Here is a 16147-nt window from a genome sequence, read left to right on the forward strand (position 1 = left end):
TTCGACACCCAAGCTGAGACACCTCTGAGGAGACAGTGCTGTGACCGGGTTCAAGACGACCGGCGAGAAGAAGATGATGTTCTTCTCCGGCCGCGCCCACCCCGAGCTTGCCGAGGAGGTCGCCCACCAGCTGGGTGTCGGGGTTGTCCCGACGAAGGCCTTCGACTTCGCGAACGGCGAGATCTACGTCCGTTACGAGGAGTCGGCCCGTGGCGCGGACTGCTTCGTGATCCAGAGCCACACGGCCCCGATCAACCAGTGGATCATGGAGCAGCTGATCATGATCGACGCCCTGAAGCGCGCGTCGGCCCGCTCCATCACGGTCATCGTGCCCTTCTACGGTTACGCGCGGCAGGACAAGAAGCACCGTGGGCGTGAACCGATCTCGGCGCGTCTGGTCGCGGACCTGATGAAGACGGCGGGTGCGGACCGGATCCTCACCGTCGACCTGCACACGGACCAGATCCAGGGCTTCTTCGACGGCCCGGTCGACCACCTCTTCGCCCTTCCGCTCCTCGCGGACTACGTGGGCGAGAAGCTGGACCGGAGCAAGCTCACGGTCGTCTCCCCGGACGCCGGCCGCGTGCGCGTCGCCGACCGCTGGTGCGACCGTCTCGGGGCGCCGCTGGCCATCGTGCACAAGCGGCGCGACAAGGACGTGGCGAACCAGGTGACCGTCCACGAGGTCGTGGGCGAGGTCGAGGGCCGGGTCTGTGTCCTGGTCGACGACATGATCGACACCGGTGGCACGATCTGCGCCGCGGCGGACGCGCTGTTCGCGCACGGCGCCGAGGACGTCATCGTGACGGCCACGCACGGTGTGCTGTCGGGCCCGGCGGCGGACCGGCTGAAGAACTCCCGGGTGAGCGAGTTCGTGTTCACGAACACGCTGCCGACCCCGGGTGAGCTGAGCCGCGACCTCGACAAGATCACGGTGCTGTCGATCGCGCCGACGATCGCGAGCGCGGTGCGTGAGGTGTTCGAGGACGGTTCGGTGACGAGCCTCTTCGACGAGCAGTAAGCCCCTGCTCCTCTAGATCGATTTCTGGTACGGCCTTCCCGCCGCGTAAGCTGTCACAGTTGCTCGGCGAGGGAGGCCGTACCGCGTTACGCGCGCGTACGGCGGTCCGTTATCGACGCGCTCTTCGTAGCAGGCCGATGTTCGGCCGGGTGACCACCTTCCCCAACTGATCTACGAGGAGTGACCATGGCCGACGTCAAGCTCACCGCCGAGACCCGCACCGAGTTCGGCAAGGGTGCCGCCCGCCGCATCCGCCGCGACAAGAAGGTTCCCGCGGTCGTCTACGGCCACGGTGCCGACCCCGTCCACATCACGCTGCCGGGCCACGAGCTGCAGCTCGCCCTGCGCACCCCGAACGTCCTGCTCACCCTGGACATCGAGGGCCGCACCGAGCTGGCGATCCCGAAGGCCGTCCAGCGCGACGCCATCAAGGGCTTCCTGGAGCACGTCGACCTGCTCACCGTGAAGCGCGGCGAGAAGGTCACCGTCGAGGTCTACGTCCACACCGAGGGCGAGCTGGCCCCGGGCGCCTACCTGCTTGAGCACGTGCTGAGCACGCTGACCGTCGAGGCCGAGGCCACGCACATCCCCGAGTCGGTCACCGTGTCCATCGCGGGCCTGGAGGCCGGTGCCTCCATCTCCGCCAAGGACATCCCGCTCCCGGACGGCACCACCCTGGCCATCGACGAGGACGCGGTCGTCCTCCAGGTCCTCGCCGCCCAGGCGGAGGAGGCCCCGGCCGAGGGCGAGACCGAGGTCGCCGAGGCCTGATCCCCTCAGGAATCTCATTCGCCGGCCGCCGCTCCCACTAGGGCCTGTCGTCACATTCGCGTCGTCCGCCCGGAGGGCGGGCCGGGCGGCGTCAGGTGCGTGCTCTGGGGGTCCCCCCGGCCGAAGGCTGGGGGAGTGCCGGGCGCAGTCCCTCGTACTGGTTGTACGTGGGTCTGTGCCCGGTGCGGCGAGTGGGGGCACCTCCCACGCCCTTAAGGCAGTGGGGGAGCGTGCATGGCGCCGCCCGGCAGACGGGAATGTGACGACAGGCCCTAAGCGGCGGCCGGCGCGTATCAAGGACACATGGGAGACACGGACGTGACGACCGACGCCAATGCCCCCTGGCTGATCGTGGGGCTGGGCAACCCCGGGCCCGAGTACGCCATGAACCGGCACAACGTCGGCTTCATGGTCGCCGACCTGCTGGCGGAGCGGACGGGCGGCCGGTTCAAGCGGGCCGGCAAGGCGCAGGCGCAGGTGATCGAGGGCCGTATCGGTCCCCCCGGACCGGCGAACCGGCGGATCATCCTGGCCAAGCCGATGTCGTACATGAATCTGTCGGGCGGCCCGGTGAACGCGCTGCGCGACTTCTACAAGGTGCCCCTCGCGAACATCGTGGCCGTCCATGACGAGCTGGACATCGACTACGGGATGCTGCGGCTGAAGCTGGGCGGCGGTGACAACGGCCACAACGGGCTGAAGTCGATGACGAAGGCGATGGGCGCGGACTACCACCGGGTGCGGTTCGGGATCGGGCGTCCGCCGGGGCGGATGCAGGTCGCGGACTTCGTGCTGAAGGACTTCGCGGCGGCGGAGCGCAAGGAGTTGGACTACTTCGTGGACCGGGCGGCGGACGCGGTGGAGGCCCTGGTGATCGAGGGCCTTGAGCGGGCGCAAAGCACCTACAACTCGTGACTTGTCCGGTCCCTGACTCTGTGTGAGTTGACCGGGCGTGCGGGTATGGCCAATGATCCCGGCCATGCCTGCCACAGCCACCTCCTCCTCTCAGGGCGCGTACGCCGTGTTGCGGTTCGGGCGGATCGCGGCGATGGGTACGGTCGCCGCGCTGATCCTGATCGCCGGCGTGTGGGCGTCCTGGGGCACGGCACAGCACGTGATGCTGACCAAGGGGCGCGAGAGCGGCACGATCAAGGTGACGCGGTGCGGTGAGGACACCTGCACCGGGCCCTACACGCCGATGTCGGCGGGGTCGCGGGCGCGCGAGCAGGTCGAGATCGAGAAGAACGTGGCCGTGAAGAAGGGCCAGACCTACACCGTCGTCATGAAGCCGAGCAGCAGCGAGGTCGTGCGTTCGGGCCCCGCCGGAATCCTGTACGCGTGGGTCCCGCTCGGCGGCGCCCTGCTGCTGGCCTCCGTCGTGGTCGCGGGCGGGCTGCGGCTGACGCGGGCCGCGTGGGTCATGGCGGGCTCGGGGATGCTGCTGCTCACGGCCGCTTTCGTAGCGCTCTGAGCGGGTTTCATGGCGGTCTGAGCGGATATAGGCACTCTCCGTGTCTACGCCAATTCTGTTTGTTCTCTGTTCGTGATTGACCGCAGGTCAGGCGGGGTTGGATGCTGAGCCGCCCCCTCCACATCTTCCCCGCTCGACTCTCGAAGATGGACTGCCCCATGCGTACCCTCATGCGCGCCGGCGCGCTGACCGCCGGTGTCTCTGCCACCCTGCTCCTGGCCTCGGCCGCCTACGCCACCGCTCCCGGTGACAACGGCACGGTGAAGATCCACGACGCCACCACCGGCGAGGAGCTCCATCAGAACGAGCCCCACGTCTGCACCTTCTACCTCGACGCCTTCGGCTTCGACACCGTCCAGGAGGTCGACTGGCACATCGAGGCGTGGGCCCCGACCGCCGAGACCAAGGGCGAGACCGTGAAGTCCGGCGAGATCACCCTGGACGACGAGGGCCACGGCCGTACGACGGACCTGTCGCTGCCCGACGGGCACTACAAGCTGTTCTGGAACTTCGAGGGCGAGAACGGCTCCGCCAAGCACAAGGTGTTCTGGACGGACTGCGAGGACGACGAGCAGGGCGGCGGCGACCCCAGCGCCAGCACGTCGCCCGGTGACACCGCGACGCCCACCGCGTCCGCCGACCCGAGCTCCTCCGCCGACGAGTCGGCGACCCCGTCCGCCGCCGCGTCCTCGTCCCCCTCGGCCCAGGGCGGCACCGGCGACCTCGCCGAGACCGGCAGCGGCACCCCCGTGGGCCCGCTGTCGGCCGCCGCTGCGGCGCTCCTCGCCGCGGGCGGCTACCTGGTCATGCGCCGCCGGAAGGCCGGCCGCAACTGACGTACGCGTACGACCGTGCCCCCGAGCTTCCTACGAGGCTCGGGGGCACGGTCGTACGCGAGGCGGGTCAGCCGGTGTTGCGCAGGCCCGCCGCCACGCCGTTGACGGTGAGCAGGAGGGCGCGGGCGAGCAGCGGGTCGGGCTGTTCGCCCGCGGCCGCCGCGTCGCGCTGGCGCTTGAGGAGGGTGACCTGGAGGTAGGAGATCGGGTCCAGGTAGGCGTCGCGGATGGTGAAGGTCTGCTTCAGCACCGGGGTGGCGTCGAGCAGTTCGCGCTCGCCGGTCACCCGCAGCACCTCGGCCACGGTCAGTTCGTGCTCGGCCCTGATCGTCTCGAAGACGTGCTTGAGCTCGTCGGGGACGAGGGTGTCGACGTAGTGGGCGGCGATCCGCAGGTCCGTCTTGGCGAGGGTCATCTCGACGTTGGAGATGAAGTTGCGGAAGAAGTGCCACTGCTCGTGCATCTCGTCGAGCACCGTGTCCCCTTCCTGCCGCAGGCCCGCCTCGCGCAGCGCCTTCAGACCCGAGCCGACGCCGAACCAGCCGGGCACGATCTGCCGGGACTGGGTCCAGCCGAAGACCCACGGGATGGCGCGCAGGCCGTCGAGCCCGGCGCCCGAGTCCGGCCTCCTCGAAGGCCTGGACCCCAGGTGCAGGTCGGCGAGCTGGTCGACCGGGGTCGCCGCGAAGAAGTACGCGGGCAGGTCCGGGTCCTCGACCAGTCGGCGGTAGGCGCCGTGGGCGGCCTCGGAGACGACGTCCATGGCCGCGTCCCAGCGGGCGAGGGCCTCGTCGGACTGGCGGGGGGCGGTGTGCAGGGCGGAGGCCTGGAGGGTGGCCGCGACGGTCAGCTCCAGGTTCTCCCGGGCCAGCGACGGCACGAGGTACTTGTCGGAGATGACCTCGCCCTGCTCGGTCACCTTGATCTCGCCCTCCAGGGTGCCCCAGGGCTGCGCGAGGATCGCGTCGTGCGAGGGGCCACCACCACGCCCGACGGTGCCGCCGCGGCCGTGGAAGAGCCGCAGCCGCACCCCGTACCGGTGCGCCACGTCACGCAGCCGCCGCTGCGCCCGGTGGATCTCCCACTGGGAGGTGGTGATGCCGCCGAACTTGGAGGAGTCGGAGTAGCCGAGCATGACCTCCTGGACATCGCCCCGCAGCGCGACCAGGCGCCGGTAGGACGGGTCGGAGAGCATGTCCTCCAGGATCGTGTCGGCGGCCTTGAGCTCGTCGGTGGTCTCCAGGAGCGGCACGATGCCGACCTTCGCCCAGCCGCCGTGCAGGTCGACGAGACCGGCCTCACGGGCGAGGACGGCGGCGGCGAAGACGTCGTCGGCGCCCTGGCACATCGAGATGATGTACGACTCGATGACCTCGGGCCCGAACACCTCAAGCGCCCGCTTCACGGTCTCGAACACACCGAGGGTCTTCGCGCCGGCCGCGTCCACGGGCGCCGGCGTCGGGCCCAGCGGCCTGCGCGAGCGCAGCTCCTTGGCGAGCAGCTTGGCCCGGTACTCGCGGGGCATGTCGGTGTAGCGCCAGGACTCCTCACCGAGCCGGTCGAACAGCTGGCCGAGCGCGTGGTGGTGGGCGTCCGCGTGTTCCCGTACGTCCATGGTGGCGAGCTGGAGGCCGAACGCGGCCAGCGTGCGGATCGTACGGTCCATGCGGCCGTCGGCGAAGAGAGCGCCGCGGTGGGCGCGCAGGGAGGCCTGGATGAGGGTCAGGTCGTGCAGGAGCTGGGCGGTGCCGAGGTAGTCGCGGCCCGGGTCGTGCGGCGTGCCCTTGGCGAGGCGCTGCTTGGTGTTCTCCAGCTTCTGCCGGATGCAGGTGGCCTTGAGCCGGTAGGGCTCCTCGGAGTTGAGGCGCTTGTAGCGGGGGCTGATCTCGGGGAGGCGCTCCAGGTCGGTCTGGAGGGACTCCAGGAGTTCCTCCGTCGCGCCCGTGTAGCGGATCGAGTTCGACAGGAAGCCGCGGAGTTCGTCGATCATCTCCAGGGCGTCGTTGATGCCGTGCTCGTGCTGGAGGATCAGCACCTCCCAGGTGACCTCGGGGGTCACGTTGGGGTTGCCGTCGCGGTCGCCGCCGATCCAGGTGCCGAAGGTCAGGGGGCGGGTCTCGTCGGGGAGCTTGACGCCGACGCGCTCCAGTTCGGCCGTCAGGTCTTCCAGTACGTCGCCCACCGCGCCGGCGTGCAGCTCGTCGAGGTAGTAGATGGCGTTGCGGGCCTCGTCGGCGGGCTCGGGGCGTACGACGCGCAGCTCGTCGGTCTGCCACACCAGGTCGATGTTCTCGGCCAGGCGAGTGTCGTAGCGGCGGCGGTCGGCTTCCAGGACCGGGGTCTCCAGAAGCGCGGCGATGCGCCGGAGCTTGTTGAGGACCGACCGGCGCGCGGCCTCCGTCGGGTGAGCCGTGAACACTGGCCGAACGTTGAGATTCTTGACCGATTCGCGCACATGGTCGGGGTCGGCGTCCTTGAGCCGGTCCGCGGTGCGGGCGAGGAGACCGCCCTCGGCGGCACGCCGGGCGCGCAGCTCGCGGCCGCGGTGCACCTGCTCGGTCACATTGGCCAGGTGGAAGTAGGTGGAGAAGGCGCGGACCAGCTTGGCCGCGGTCTCCAGTTCGGTGCCGCGCAGCAGCTCGGCGGCGGCCTCGCCGTCCTCACGGGTCAGGCGGCGCACCTTCTCGACCAGGTCGAGGAGTTCGGGGCCCTCCTGCCGGACGAGCGTCTCGCCGAGGAGGTCGCCCAGCCGCCGGATGTCGGCGCGCAGTTCGCTGCCCGTTGTCGTCGGTGGCGTAGTCAGGTCGTCGGCACTGCTCACAGGTGCGGCTCCTTGCAGTGTTGAAGCTCGTCTGGCAGGGAACAAATCAGAGCGGACCGCGCTGTCCGACCGATTCCAAGGATAGGTGTCCACGCGGACGCGCAGTCTCTCGGGCTCTTGCCGCCGGGCGACGCGCTGCCATACTTACGATGCCGTAGGTTACGGAACCGTAGGAAGTAGTCCGCGGTCCCCGCAGCCCGGCTTCCGCCCCCACATCCCACGAACCCCACAGGGGACGCGCATGTCCACAAGTTCCGATGTGATCGAAGAATCCCCGCAGGCCACCGACAGCACCCCGCTTCCCCCCGCCACCCTGGGCGGCGAGAAGAAGGGCACCCTGGAGCAGCTCACGCTTCTCCTCTTCATCACCGTCCCGTTCGTCGCCCTGGCCGCGGCGGTACCGCTGGCGTGGAGCTGGGGAGGTGTGAGCTGGCTGGACCTCGGCCTGCTGGTCTTCTTCTACTACCTCGGCTGCCACGGCGTCACGATCGGCTACCACCGCTACTTCACCCACGGTTCCTTCAAGGCGAAACGGCCGCTGCGCATCGCCCTGGCGATCGCGGGCTCGCTGGCGGTCGAGGGGCCCCTGGTCCGCTGGGTCGCCGACCATCGCAAGCACCACAAGTTCTCGGACGCCGAGGGCGACCCGCACTCCCCGTGGCGCTACGGCGAGACCGTCCCGGCGCTGCTGAAGGGCCTGTGGTGGGCGCACATCGCCTGGATGTTCGACGAGGAGCGGACGCCGCAGGACAAGTACGCACCCGACCTGATCAAGGACAAGGCGATCCGGACGATCTCGCGCCAGTTCATCTACTGGACGATGCTGTCGCTGGCCCTGCCGCCGCTGATCGGCGGTCTGGTGACGATGTCCTGGTGGGGCGCCTTCACGGCCTTCTTCTGGGGCTCACTCGTTCGAGTGGCTCTGCTGCACCATGTGACCTGGTCGATCAACTCGATCTGCCACGCCGTCGGCAAGCGCCCCTTCAAGTCGCGTGACCGGTCGGGCAACGTCTGGTGGCTGGCCGTGCTCTCCTGCGGCGAGTCCTGGCACAACCTGCACCACGCCGACCCGACCTCCGCGCGGCACGGTGTGATGCGCGGCCAGGTGGACTCCTCGGCCCGGATCATCCGCTGGTGCGAGCAGCTCGGCTGGGCGTACGACGTGCGCTGGCCGTCACGCTCGCGTATCGATTCCCGCCGTAACACCGATCCGGACGGCTCCGGGCACCAGAAGGAGACGGCCGAGGCTGCATGATTGACGCCGTGGCGACCGACTCCAGCAGCACCGCAGGCAGCAACGACAAACCACGGCGCGCGCGCCGGGCCCGGATGACGGGAGCCGAGCGCCGGGCCCAGCTGCTGGAAGTCGGTCGCACCCTCTTCGCGGAGAAGGGTTTCGAGGCCACGTCGGTGGAGGAGATCGCGGCGAAGGCCGGGGTGTCCAAGCCGGTGGTGTACGAGCACTTCGGCGGCAAGGAGGGCCTGTACGCGGTGGTGGTGGACCGCGAGATGCGCCGCCTGTTGGACATGGTGACGAGCTCCCTCACGGCGGGCCACCCCCGGGAACTGCTGGAACAGGCGGCCTTCGCGTTCTTCGACTACATCGAGGAGTACACGGACGGCTTCCGAATCCTGGTCCGCGACTCCCCCATCCCCCAGTCGACAGGCTCCTTCGCCTCGCTGATCTCGGACATCGCGACGCAGGTGGAGGACATCCTGGGCCGCGAGTTCAAAAGCCGAGGCTTCGACCCCAAACTGGCCCCCCTCTACGCCCAGGCCCTGGTCGGCATGGTCGCCCTGACCGGCCAGTGGTGGCTGGACGTCCGCCGCCCGAGGAAATCGGAGGTGGCGGCGCACTTGGTGAATCTGGCGTGGCACGGCTTGGACGGCCTGGAGGCGAAGCCGCGGCTGATAGGGCGCCGGAAGAGCTGACGGGCGTCAGGCTCGGGTGATCGCCTCGCCGATCGTCAAGCCCTTGGCGGGACCGACGGGGATGACGGCGTCCGCACCGTAGGGGACCCGGTGCTCGTCTTCGTACGTGGCCTTCTTGGGGTTGGGCGCGGTGAGCACGAGTACGGCGCCCTCCTCGTCGAAGTCGTCGATGATCACGTAGACGGCGATGCCCGCGCGCGCGTACTCACGGCGCTTGCGGACCCTGTCTCGCTCGATGTTCCGGCGACCGGGCGAGACGACCTCGACAACCATGGGAACACCGGCGGCATCGACGCCCAGGTCCTCCTCGTCGGGGATCTCGTCGAGGTCCTCGGGGGCGACGAAGATGTCGGGGATCCAGGACTTGCGGCGGTGGATGACGTTGACGTTCTGGTACGCCGCGTAGTCACTGTCCGCCAGATGGGCGTCCAGCGCCCGGCGGAGACGGTTGATGAGCACCGCATGACGACGGCGACGGGTGGGCGACACCTCGACGGCTCCCTCGATGATCTCGGCGCGGTAGCCCTCGGGAAGCTCCATGGCCTTCCAGGTCCGCCAGAGGATCTCGTCGAGTTCGGAGACCGGTTCGTCGTCCGTCACCGGGATCATCTCGTGTGCGGGAGCGGTCATCAAGAAGCACCTCCTCCATCAGTGTGGGCGCGGGCGCCACTGCGGCACAAGCGACACCGGAACGCTACGGATGCGAAACGCCTGGTGGCGCCCCCATCGGGGCTGATCATCCGAATGAGTGATCGCACCCCGCTGAGCGATGGCCAGAGCCGCCGCCCCCTCAGTCCGCGGTCGACTCCAGGAACTCCAGTCGGTTGCCCACGGGGTCGTAGGAGTAGAACCGTTTGTGTCCCGGCAGGTCCCCGTCCCAGACGACCTGCGCCCCATGTGTCTCCAGCCGGGCGGCGTACGCCTCGATGTCCGTGACTCGCAGCCCGGGGTGGGCTTTCTTGGACGGTCGGAAGTCTTCCTCGATCCCCAGGTGCAGTTGCACGACTCCCGTCTGGAACCAGCAACCCCCGCGGGCGGCCAGCGCCGGCGGCTTGGGGATCTCGGTCATCCCGAGGACTCCGGCGTAGTACGCGCGCAGCCGATCCTCGGAGCCCGGCGGCGCGGCGAGCTGGACGTGGTCGACGGCGGTGATCACGCGGTCATGCCTCCTTGCGGGCGACGGCGAAGATCCGGCGGAACGGGAACGCGGTGCCGTGTACCCCCGCCGGATACGCCTCGCGCAGCGCGGCCCGGTACTTGCCCACGAACTTCTCCCTGGCCGCCGGGTCGTCTGCGAGTGCGGTCAGGATCGGACGCAGCCCCGTCCCCTTCACCCAGTCCAGTACCGGGTCCTCGCCCTCCAGGAGATGGACGTACGTCGTCTCCCATACGTCCGCCTCGCACCCCAGGTCGGCCAGCTCTGCCAGATACGCCTCGGGGGCGAGGACGGCGTCGTCGTGGCGCAGGACCTCGTCGAGCCCGGAGGCCTCGGCGAGTTCGCGCATCAGCCGGTGGCTCGGGGCGTCGAAGTTGCCCGGTACCTGGAAGGCGAAGACGCCGCCGGGGGCGAGGCCGGTGACCCAGTCCGCGAAGCGGTCCACGTGGCCCGGGATCCATTGCAGGGTGGCGTTGCTGACGATCAGGTCGTACTGGCGGGTGGGCGTCCACGTGCGGACGTCGGCCTGGGCGAAGTTGAGGCTGCCGCCGCCGGGGGTGGGGCCGGCGTGGTCGACGTACGCCTTGTCGAGCATCTCGGGTGAGTTGTCGTAGCCGGTGATGTGGGCGGCGGGCCAGCGGGTGGTGAGGAGGGCGGTGACGTTGCCGGGGCCGCAGCCGAGGTCGGCGATGCGGGGTGTGGTCGTGGGCAGGTCCGGGATGCGGGCCAGGAGGTCGGTGAAGGGGCGGGCGCGATGGCCGGCGTGCCGCAGGTACTGGGCTGGGTTCCAGGTGGGAGTGGTCACGTCTCCATACCTTCCCCGGGATTTTATCTTGATGTCAAGAGACTCCACATCAAGAGACTTCATATCGAGAGGCCCTATACCGAGATACTTCATATCAAGAGACTTCACGTCGACACAACCACTACACTGATCGTCATGGAGGACGAGGTCGATCGGCTGGTCGCTGCGTGGCGCCGGGAGCGCCCGGACCTCGACGTGGAACCGCTCGAGGTGCTGAGCCGGGTGAGCAGACTGGCCAGGCATCTGGACCGGGCCCGTCGGCTGGCCTTCTCCGAGCACAGCCTGGAACCCTGGGAGTTCGACGTCCTGACGGCGCTCAGGCGCGCGGGCAGCCCCTATCAGCTCTCCCCCGGCCAGCTGCTGACGCAGACCCTGGTGACCTCCGGCACGATGACGAACCGCATCGACCGCCTGGCCAAGAAGGGCCTGGTGGAGCGACTCCCCGACCCCAGTGACCGCAGGGGCGTGCTGGTCCGGCTGACCGACGAGGGCCAGGACCGCGCGGACCAGGCCCTGGCCGGCCTGCTGGACCAGGAGCGGGCGATCCTCGCCGAGCTGTCCCGCGCCCAGCGGGGCGAACTGGCGGGACTGCTACGCCAGTTGACCGCCCCGTTCGACAACATCCCCGGCTAGGTCCACCGGCCCCACACCCGCCCGCCGTGCCAGCGCGACCGCGGCGAGGGTGGAGTGGACGCCCAGCTTGCCCAGCACGTTCTGCATATGGGTGCGGACGGTGTGCGGGGAGAGGAACAGCCGCTCGGCGACGGCCTTGCGGCCGAGGCCGGCGACCATGCAGCGCAGCACCTCGCGCTCCCGCGGGGTGAGCGACTCGACCAGCCGCTCGCTCTCGGTGCGGTGCTTGCGCGCGGCCGTCAACTCCCGCAGGACGCCCGTCAGCAGGGCGGGCGGCAGATGGGTCTCGTCGCGCAGCACCCCTCGTATGACAGTGAGCAGCCGGGACAGCGAGCAGTCCTTGGCCACCCAGCCGGAGGCGCCGGCCTGGAGGGCGAGCGCGGCGCGCCGCGGGTCGTCCTTCTCGGCGAGTACGACGGTCCGCACGCTCGGCTGCCCGGAGCGCACACCGGCGACGAGGGAGATCCCGTCGACGATGCCGTCCTCACCGCCCTCCTGAACGGGCACGGCGGCGGGCCGGATGCCCTGAATGTTTCCGCCCAGATCGGCGTCGACGAGCAGCACGTCGTAGCGGCGGCCCTCTGCGGCCGCCCGCTCCAGACTGCGCAGCGCGGCGGGACCGCTGCCCGCGGCGGAGACGTCGACGTCGGGCTCGGCCGCCAGTGCGGCGGCGAGGGACTCGGCGAAGATGCGATGGTCGTCGACTACCAGAACTCGGATGCGAACCACGAAACCCCCTTCCCCAAGCTCTTGTCAGAGCAGGGGATACCTCATAGTCGGGAGTCGACGACGGCGCAGGTACGACACCCGAGGTGGTTGTTGGCTGCCGAAGCCCGCACGGCCGCCGCCGTGCAGGAACTGCTACCCCCACTTCGAGCGTCGTACCCGACTGTCTCGCCCCCTGATCAGCACCGGCCCCCACCGGTGCTGTTCATCAGGGTACGGCCGGGGGCGGGGAGCGGAAGGTAATTTGCAGAACTGACTGCCCGGCGCGTTTATGGTGAGCCGCATGTTTCGTATCGAGACAGAAGTCGACAAAGAGCGACGGGATCTGCTCCGGTCGCGTCTCCGTGACGCCAACACGGCGGCCTCACCGGTGCTGCGCGCACTGCGCGGAACCCCCGGTGAACGCGAACTTCCGCTCCAGGTATGGGCGTTGACGGAGGCGGGCGATCTGGCCGGCGGACTCGTCGGGCACACCTGGGCGACCTGGCTGCACGTGACGTACCTGTGGGTGGACGACCACCATCGGGGCGCGGGCCTCGGTACGCGACTCCTTTCGCAAGCGGAACGGGTCGCACACGAGAAACGGGGCTGCCGCTCGGCCCGTCTGGAGACGTGGGATTTCCAGGCGCCGGAGTTCTACAAGAAGTTGGGGTACGAGGTGGTGTGCGTGATCCCCGACTATCCGCCGGGGATCACGGAGTACACCTTGACGAAGCGGCTCAGCTGATCCGCCGCGCCCCGGCCGAAGGCACCGCCGGGAACACCCGGGGCGCGGTGAAGCCGGCCGCCGCGAAGGCCTCCTCGATCGCCTTGGTGATCGTGTCGCCGTCGGCGGCCTCCGCCAGCACGATCGCCGAGCCGCCGAAGCCGCCGCCGGTCATGCGGGCGCCGAGGGCGCCGGCGGCGTTGGCGGTGTCGACGGCCAGGTCCAACTCGGGGCAGGAGATGCGCAGGTCGTCCCGCAGGGAGACATGCCCGTCGGTCAGGACCGGGCCGATCGCGCGGACCTCGCCCGCGTCGAGCAGGCCGATGACCTGGTCCACGCGGTGGTCGTCGGAGACGACGTGACGGACGTAGCGGCGGACCCGTTCGTCCGTCAGCCTCTCCAGCGACGCCGCCAGGTCCTCGTAGGCCACGTCCCGCAGGTGCGAGACGCCCAGCCGGCGGGCGCCCTCCTCGCAGCCCTCGCGGCGTTCCGCGTAGGCGCCGTCGCCCAGCGCGTGCTTGACGCGGGTGTCGACGACCAGCAGGGACAGGCCCTGGGAGGCCAGGTCGAAGGGGATCTGGCGGATGGACAGGTCACGGCAGTCGAGGTGCAGGGCGTGGCCCTCCTCGCAGCAGGCCGAGGCCGTCTGGTCCATGATCCCGCAGGGGACGCCGACGAAGTCGTTCTCCGCGCGCTGGGAGACGCGGGCCAACTCCTCGCGGGACAGGCCCAGTTCGTACAGGTCGTTCAGCGCGAGAGCCGTGACGACCTCCAGGGCCGCCGACGACGACAGGCCGGCGCCCGTGGGCACCGTGGAGGACAGGTGGATGTCCGCGCCGGTGACCGCGTGGCCCGCCTCGCGCAGCACCCACACCACGCCGGCCGGATACGCGGCCCAGCTGGTGTTCGTGAGCGGCGCGAGGTCGTCCACATGCAGTTCTACGACCGGACCCTCGATGTCCGCCGAGTGGAGCCGGAGCACCCCGTCGGTCCGTCGCGAAACCGCCGCGACCGCCGTGTGCGGCAGGGCGAGCGGCATCACGAAGCCCTCGTTGAAGTCCGTGTACTCGCCGATCAGGTTGACCCGGCCCGGCGCGGCCCAGACGCCCTCGGGAGCCGCCGCGTACAACTCCTCGAAGCCCTCGCGAACCTGCTGTGCGGCCACCTACTGCTCCCTTGCGATGTTCTGAGCGAACTCCCACGCGTCCGCGACGATCCCCGCGAGATCCGCGCGGGACGGGTTCCAGCCGAGCCTGTCGTGGGCCGCGGCCGCCGACGCCACCAGCACCGCCGGGTCGCCGCCGCGGCGCGGGGCCGTCATCTCGGGGATCGGGTGGCCGGTGACCTGGCGGACGGCCTCGATGACCTCGCGGACGGAGAATCCCGTGCCGTTGCCGAGGTTGCAGATGAGGTGCTCGCCGGGGGTGGCGGCCTTGACGGCCAGCAGGTGGGCCTCGGCCAGGTCCGCGACGTGGATGTAGTCGCGGATGCAGGTGCCGTCGGGCGTCGCGTAGTCGTCGCCGTAGACCGAGATCGCGTCCCGCTTGCCCTGCGCGACCTGGAGGACCAGCGGGATCAGGTGCGACTCGGGGTCGTGGCGCTCGCCGCAACTGCCGTACGCGCCCGCCACGTTGAAGTAGCGCAGCGAGACCGCGCCGAGGCCGTGGGCGTTCGCCTCGCTGGTGATCATGTGGTCGACGGCGAGCTTGGTGGCGCCGTAGGGGTTGGTCGGGGAGGTGCGCGCGGTCTCGACGATCGGGACCTGCTCGGGCTCCCCGTACGTGGCCGCCGTAGAGGAGAAGACGAGCTTGCGAACGCCGGCCTCGCGCATGGCACCCAGCAGGGCCATCGAGCCGCCGACGTTGTTCTCCCAGTACTTCTCCGGCTTTACGACGGACTCGCCGACCTGGGAGGAGGCGGCGAAGTGGAGGACCGCGTCGAAGGAGGAGTCGAGCCACTTGGCGGCGTCGCGGATGTCGCCCTCGATGAAGGAAGCGCCGGCCGGCACGCCCTCGCGGAAGCCGGTGGAGAGGTTGTCGAGGACGACGACCTCGTGGCCGGCCTCCAGCAGGTGCTGCGCGACCACACTGCCCACATAGCCCGCACCACCGGTGACCAGGTACTTCCCACTCATGAACTCGCTACCTCTCGCAGTCGCTGGGCCGCGGATTCCGGCCTGATGTCGTTGATGAACACGTTCATCCCCGACTCGGAGCCCGCGAGGAACTTCAGCTTGCCGGAAGTGCGGCGGATGGTGAAAAGCTCAAGGTGGAGCGCGAAGTCGTCACGGTTGACGCCCTCGAACTCCTCCAGCGCGCCGAACGGCGCCTGGTGCCAGCCCGCGATGTACGGCGTCGCGGGCTCGCCCACACCTTCTTCCCCGCCATCCCCCCCATCGAAGATCCGGTCGAAGCGCTTCAAGAGTTCCAGATAGACCTTGGGGAACTCTGTGCGCGCGTCCTCGTCGAGCCCGAGCAGATCCGGGACCCGACGCTTGGGGTAAAGGTGCAGTTCATACGGCCAGTGCGCGGCGTACGGCACGAAGGCGACCCAGTGCTCGGTCTCCAGGACGACCCGCTCGCCGGCGAGTTCGCGCTCCAGCACGGCGTCGAAGAGGTTCTCTCCGCCGGTCGCTTCCTTATGAGTTGCGAGTGAACGCAGCATCAGCGCGGTACGCGGGGTGGTGAAGGGGTAGGCGTAGATCTGCCCGTGCGGGTGGCCGAGGGTGACACCGATCTCGGCGCCGCGGTTCTCGAAGCAGAACACCTGTTCAACAGAGGGCAGATGGGACAGCTCCGACGTCCGGTCGGTCCACGCGTCCAGGACCAGCCGCGCCTGCTCCTCGGTCAGATCGGCGAATGACGCGTTGTGGTCGGAGGTGAAGCAGACGACCTCACAGCGGCCGGAGTCGCCGGCCAGCGAGGGGAAGCGGTTCTCGAAGACCACGACGTCGTACGACGAGTCCGGGATCTCGCTCAGCCGGTCACCCTCGGACGGGCACAGCGGGCACTCGTTGGCCGGCGGGTGGTAGGTGCGGCCCTGCCGGTGGGAGGCGATCGCCACCGAGTCGCCGAGCAGCGGATCCCGCCGTACCTCCGAAGTGGTGACCGTGCGCTCCAGCGGGCGCCGGTCCACCGCGTCGCGTACCGAGTCGTCGCGCAGGTCGTAGTAGATGAGCTCACGACCGTCGGCGAGCCGCGTCGAGGTCTTCTTCACTCCGAGCTCTCCATCCATCCCCAAGCTTCAAACAGAACCGAACACAGCAAATC

Annotated in this window: 17 protein-coding genes; 9 read left to right on the top strand and 8 right to left on the bottom strand. The window is 69.6% G+C overall.

Translation table 11 applies throughout. The annotated features are described in order from the left end of the window. Window positions 1-40: 40 nt before the first annotated feature. From AC5DRG_RS21635 to AC5DRG_RS21655, 5 genes are all read left to right on the top strand, one after another. Window positions 41-1021 carry a ribose-phosphate diphosphokinase gene (locus tag AC5DRG_RS21635; RefSeq protein WP_491812232.1) on the top strand — a complete coding sequence of 327 codons (981 nt, stop codon included), beginning with the start codon at window positions 41-43 and terminating at the stop codon, window positions 1019-1021. Window positions 1022-1207: 186 nt separating this feature from the next. Continuing rightward, the gene (locus tag AC5DRG_RS21640; protein WP_491812233.1) at window positions 1208-1792 is read left to right on the top strand and encodes a 50S ribosomal protein L25/general stress protein Ctc; all 585 of its coding nucleotides are present in this window, start codon (window positions 1208-1210) and stop codon (window positions 1790-1792) included. Between the two features lie 303 nt (window positions 1793-2095). Next, the gene (gene pth / locus AC5DRG_RS21645; protein ID WP_491812235.1) at window positions 2096-2707 is read left to right on the top strand and encodes an aminoacyl-tRNA hydrolase; all 612 of its coding nucleotides are present in this window, start codon (window positions 2096-2098) and stop codon (window positions 2705-2707) included. Between the two features lie 52 nt (window positions 2708-2759). Beyond that, entirely contained in the window at window positions 2760-3263 is a 504-nt protein-coding gene (locus AC5DRG_RS21650) for a hypothetical protein (protein WP_491812236.1), read from the top strand. A gap of 158 nt (window positions 3264-3421) precedes the next feature. Next, window positions 3422-4099, top strand: a complete 678-nt coding sequence (locus AC5DRG_RS21655; protein WP_491812237.1) for an LAVTG motif-containing sortase-dependent surface protein — start codon at window positions 3422-3424, stop codon at window positions 4097-4099. A 67-nt stretch (window positions 4100-4166) separates the two neighbouring features. Here AC5DRG_RS21655 and ppc read toward each other — a convergent pair whose 3' ends face one another. Then, entirely contained in the window at window positions 4167-6920 is a 2754-nt protein-coding gene (gene ppc / locus AC5DRG_RS21660) for a phosphoenolpyruvate carboxylase (protein ID WP_491812238.1), read from the bottom strand. A 241-nt stretch (window positions 6921-7161) separates the two neighbouring features. On the opposite strand from ppc, the gene AC5DRG_RS21665 reads away from it, so the two are divergent. Then, window positions 7162-8175, top strand: coding sequence for an acyl-CoA desaturase (locus AC5DRG_RS21665; RefSeq protein ID WP_491812239.1), 1014 nt, complete (start codon window positions 7162-7164; stop codon window positions 8173-8175). Then, window positions 8172-8852: a TetR/AcrR family transcriptional regulator gene (locus AC5DRG_RS21670; RefSeq protein ID WP_491812240.1), complete on the top strand. Its 681-nt coding sequence runs from the start codon at window positions 8172-8174 to the stop codon at window positions 8850-8852. The genes AC5DRG_RS21665 and AC5DRG_RS21670 overlap by 4 nt, the downstream gene beginning before the upstream one ends. Window positions 8853-8858: 6 nt before the next feature. Here the strand turns inward: AC5DRG_RS21670 and AC5DRG_RS21675 are convergent, their stop codons facing one another. The 3 genes from AC5DRG_RS21675 to AC5DRG_RS21685 all read right to left on the bottom strand — a co-directional run bounded on the left by AC5DRG_RS21675 (window position 8859) and on the right by AC5DRG_RS21685 (window position 10813). Beyond that, entirely contained in the window at window positions 8859-9482 is a 624-nt protein-coding gene (locus AC5DRG_RS21675) for a Uma2 family endonuclease (protein WP_491812241.1), read from the bottom strand. Window positions 9483-9642: 160 nt separating this feature from the next. Next, the gene (locus AC5DRG_RS21680; RefSeq protein ID WP_491812242.1) at window positions 9643-10008 is read right to left on the bottom strand and encodes a VOC family protein; all 366 of its coding nucleotides are present in this window, start codon (window positions 10006-10008) and stop codon (window positions 9643-9645) included. A gap of 4 nt (window positions 10009-10012) precedes the next feature. Next, complete coding sequence (locus AC5DRG_RS21685) at window positions 10013-10813, bottom strand: trans-aconitate 2-methyltransferase (RefSeq protein ID WP_491812243.1); 801 nt, start codon at window positions 10811-10813, stop codon at window positions 10013-10015. Between the two features lie 135 nt (window positions 10814-10948). On the opposite strand from AC5DRG_RS21685, the gene tamR reads away from it, so the two are divergent. Further along, on the top strand, window positions 10949-11446 hold the full coding sequence (tamR, locus tag AC5DRG_RS21690; RefSeq protein ID WP_491812244.1) for a MarR family transcriptional regulator TamR: 498 nt from the start codon (window positions 10949-10951) through the stop codon (window positions 11444-11446). On the opposite strand, the gene AC5DRG_RS21695 is transcribed toward tamR, so the two are convergent. Next, on the bottom strand, window positions 11405-12175 hold the full coding sequence (locus AC5DRG_RS21695; RefSeq protein WP_491812245.1) for a LuxR C-terminal-related transcriptional regulator: 771 nt from the start codon (window positions 12173-12175) through the stop codon (window positions 11405-11407). The two genes, tamR and AC5DRG_RS21695, sit on opposite strands and share 42 nt — an antisense overlap. A gap of 268 nt (window positions 12176-12443) precedes the next feature. Between AC5DRG_RS21695 and AC5DRG_RS21700 the strand changes: the two genes are divergently transcribed. Further along, on the top strand, window positions 12444-12899 hold the full coding sequence (locus AC5DRG_RS21700; protein WP_491812246.1) for a GNAT family N-acetyltransferase: 456 nt from the start codon (window positions 12444-12446) through the stop codon (window positions 12897-12899). Here AC5DRG_RS21700 and galK read toward each other — a convergent pair. From galK to galT, 3 genes are read right to left on the bottom strand one after another with little or no spacing between them, the layout of a single operon-like run. Beyond that, window positions 12892-14043: a galactokinase gene (gene galK / locus AC5DRG_RS21705; RefSeq protein ID WP_491812247.1), complete on the bottom strand. Its 1152-nt coding sequence runs from the start codon at window positions 14041-14043 to the stop codon at window positions 12892-12894. The genes AC5DRG_RS21700 and galK overlap by 8 nt on opposite strands. Further along, complete coding sequence (gene galE / locus AC5DRG_RS21710) at window positions 14044-15012, bottom strand: UDP-glucose 4-epimerase GalE (RefSeq protein ID WP_491812248.1); 969 nt, start codon at window positions 15010-15012, stop codon at window positions 14044-14046. It abuts the gene before it with no gap. Next, a complete protein-coding gene (galT, locus tag AC5DRG_RS21715) occupies window positions 15009-16094 on the bottom strand; it encodes a galactose-1-phosphate uridylyltransferase (RefSeq protein ID WP_491812249.1) in 1086 nt (361 codons plus the stop codon). The genes galE and galT overlap by 4 nt, the downstream gene beginning before the upstream one ends. Window positions 16095-16147 lie beyond the last annotated feature (53 nt).

The sequence above is a fragment of the Streptomyces sp. JLBG701 genome, from assembly GCF_058544905.1.

Excerpts from the sequence above, each read along its gene's own strand:
- AC5DRG_RS21700 (WP_491812246.1), top strand. The coding sequence starts at position 12,444 with ATGGTGAGCCGCATGTTTCGTATCGAGACAGAAGTCGACAAAGAGCGA.
- pth (WP_491812235.1), top strand. The coding sequence starts at position 2,096 with ATGGGAGACACGGACGTGACGACCGACGCCAATGCCCCCTGGCTGATC.
- AC5DRG_RS21655 (WP_491812237.1), top strand. The coding sequence starts at position 3,422 with ATGCGTACCCTCATGCGCGCCGGCGCGCTGACCGCCGGTGTCTCTGCC.
- AC5DRG_RS21665 (WP_491812239.1), top strand. The coding sequence starts at position 7,162 with ATGTCCACAAGTTCCGATGTGATCGAAGAATCCCCGCAGGCCACCGAC.
- tamR (WP_491812244.1), top strand. The coding sequence starts at position 10,949 with ATGGAGGACGAGGTCGATCGGCTGGTCGCTGCGTGGCGCCGGGAGCGC.
- AC5DRG_RS21650 (WP_491812236.1), top strand. The coding sequence starts at position 2,760 with ATGATCCCGGCCATGCCTGCCACAGCCACCTCCTCCTCTCAGGGCGCG.
- AC5DRG_RS21640 (WP_491812233.1), top strand. The coding sequence starts at position 1,208 with ATGGCCGACGTCAAGCTCACCGCCGAGACCCGCACCGAGTTCGGCAAG.
- AC5DRG_RS21675 (WP_491812241.1), bottom strand. The coding sequence starts at position 9,482 with ATGACCGCTCCCGCACACGAGATGATCCCGGTGACGGACGACGAACCG.
- galE (WP_491812248.1), bottom strand. The coding sequence starts at position 15,012 with ATGAGTGGGAAGTACCTGGTCACCGGTGGTGCGGGCTATGTGGGCAGT.
- AC5DRG_RS21670 (WP_491812240.1), top strand. The coding sequence starts at position 8,172 with ATGATTGACGCCGTGGCGACCGACTCCAGCAGCACCGCAGGCAGCAAC.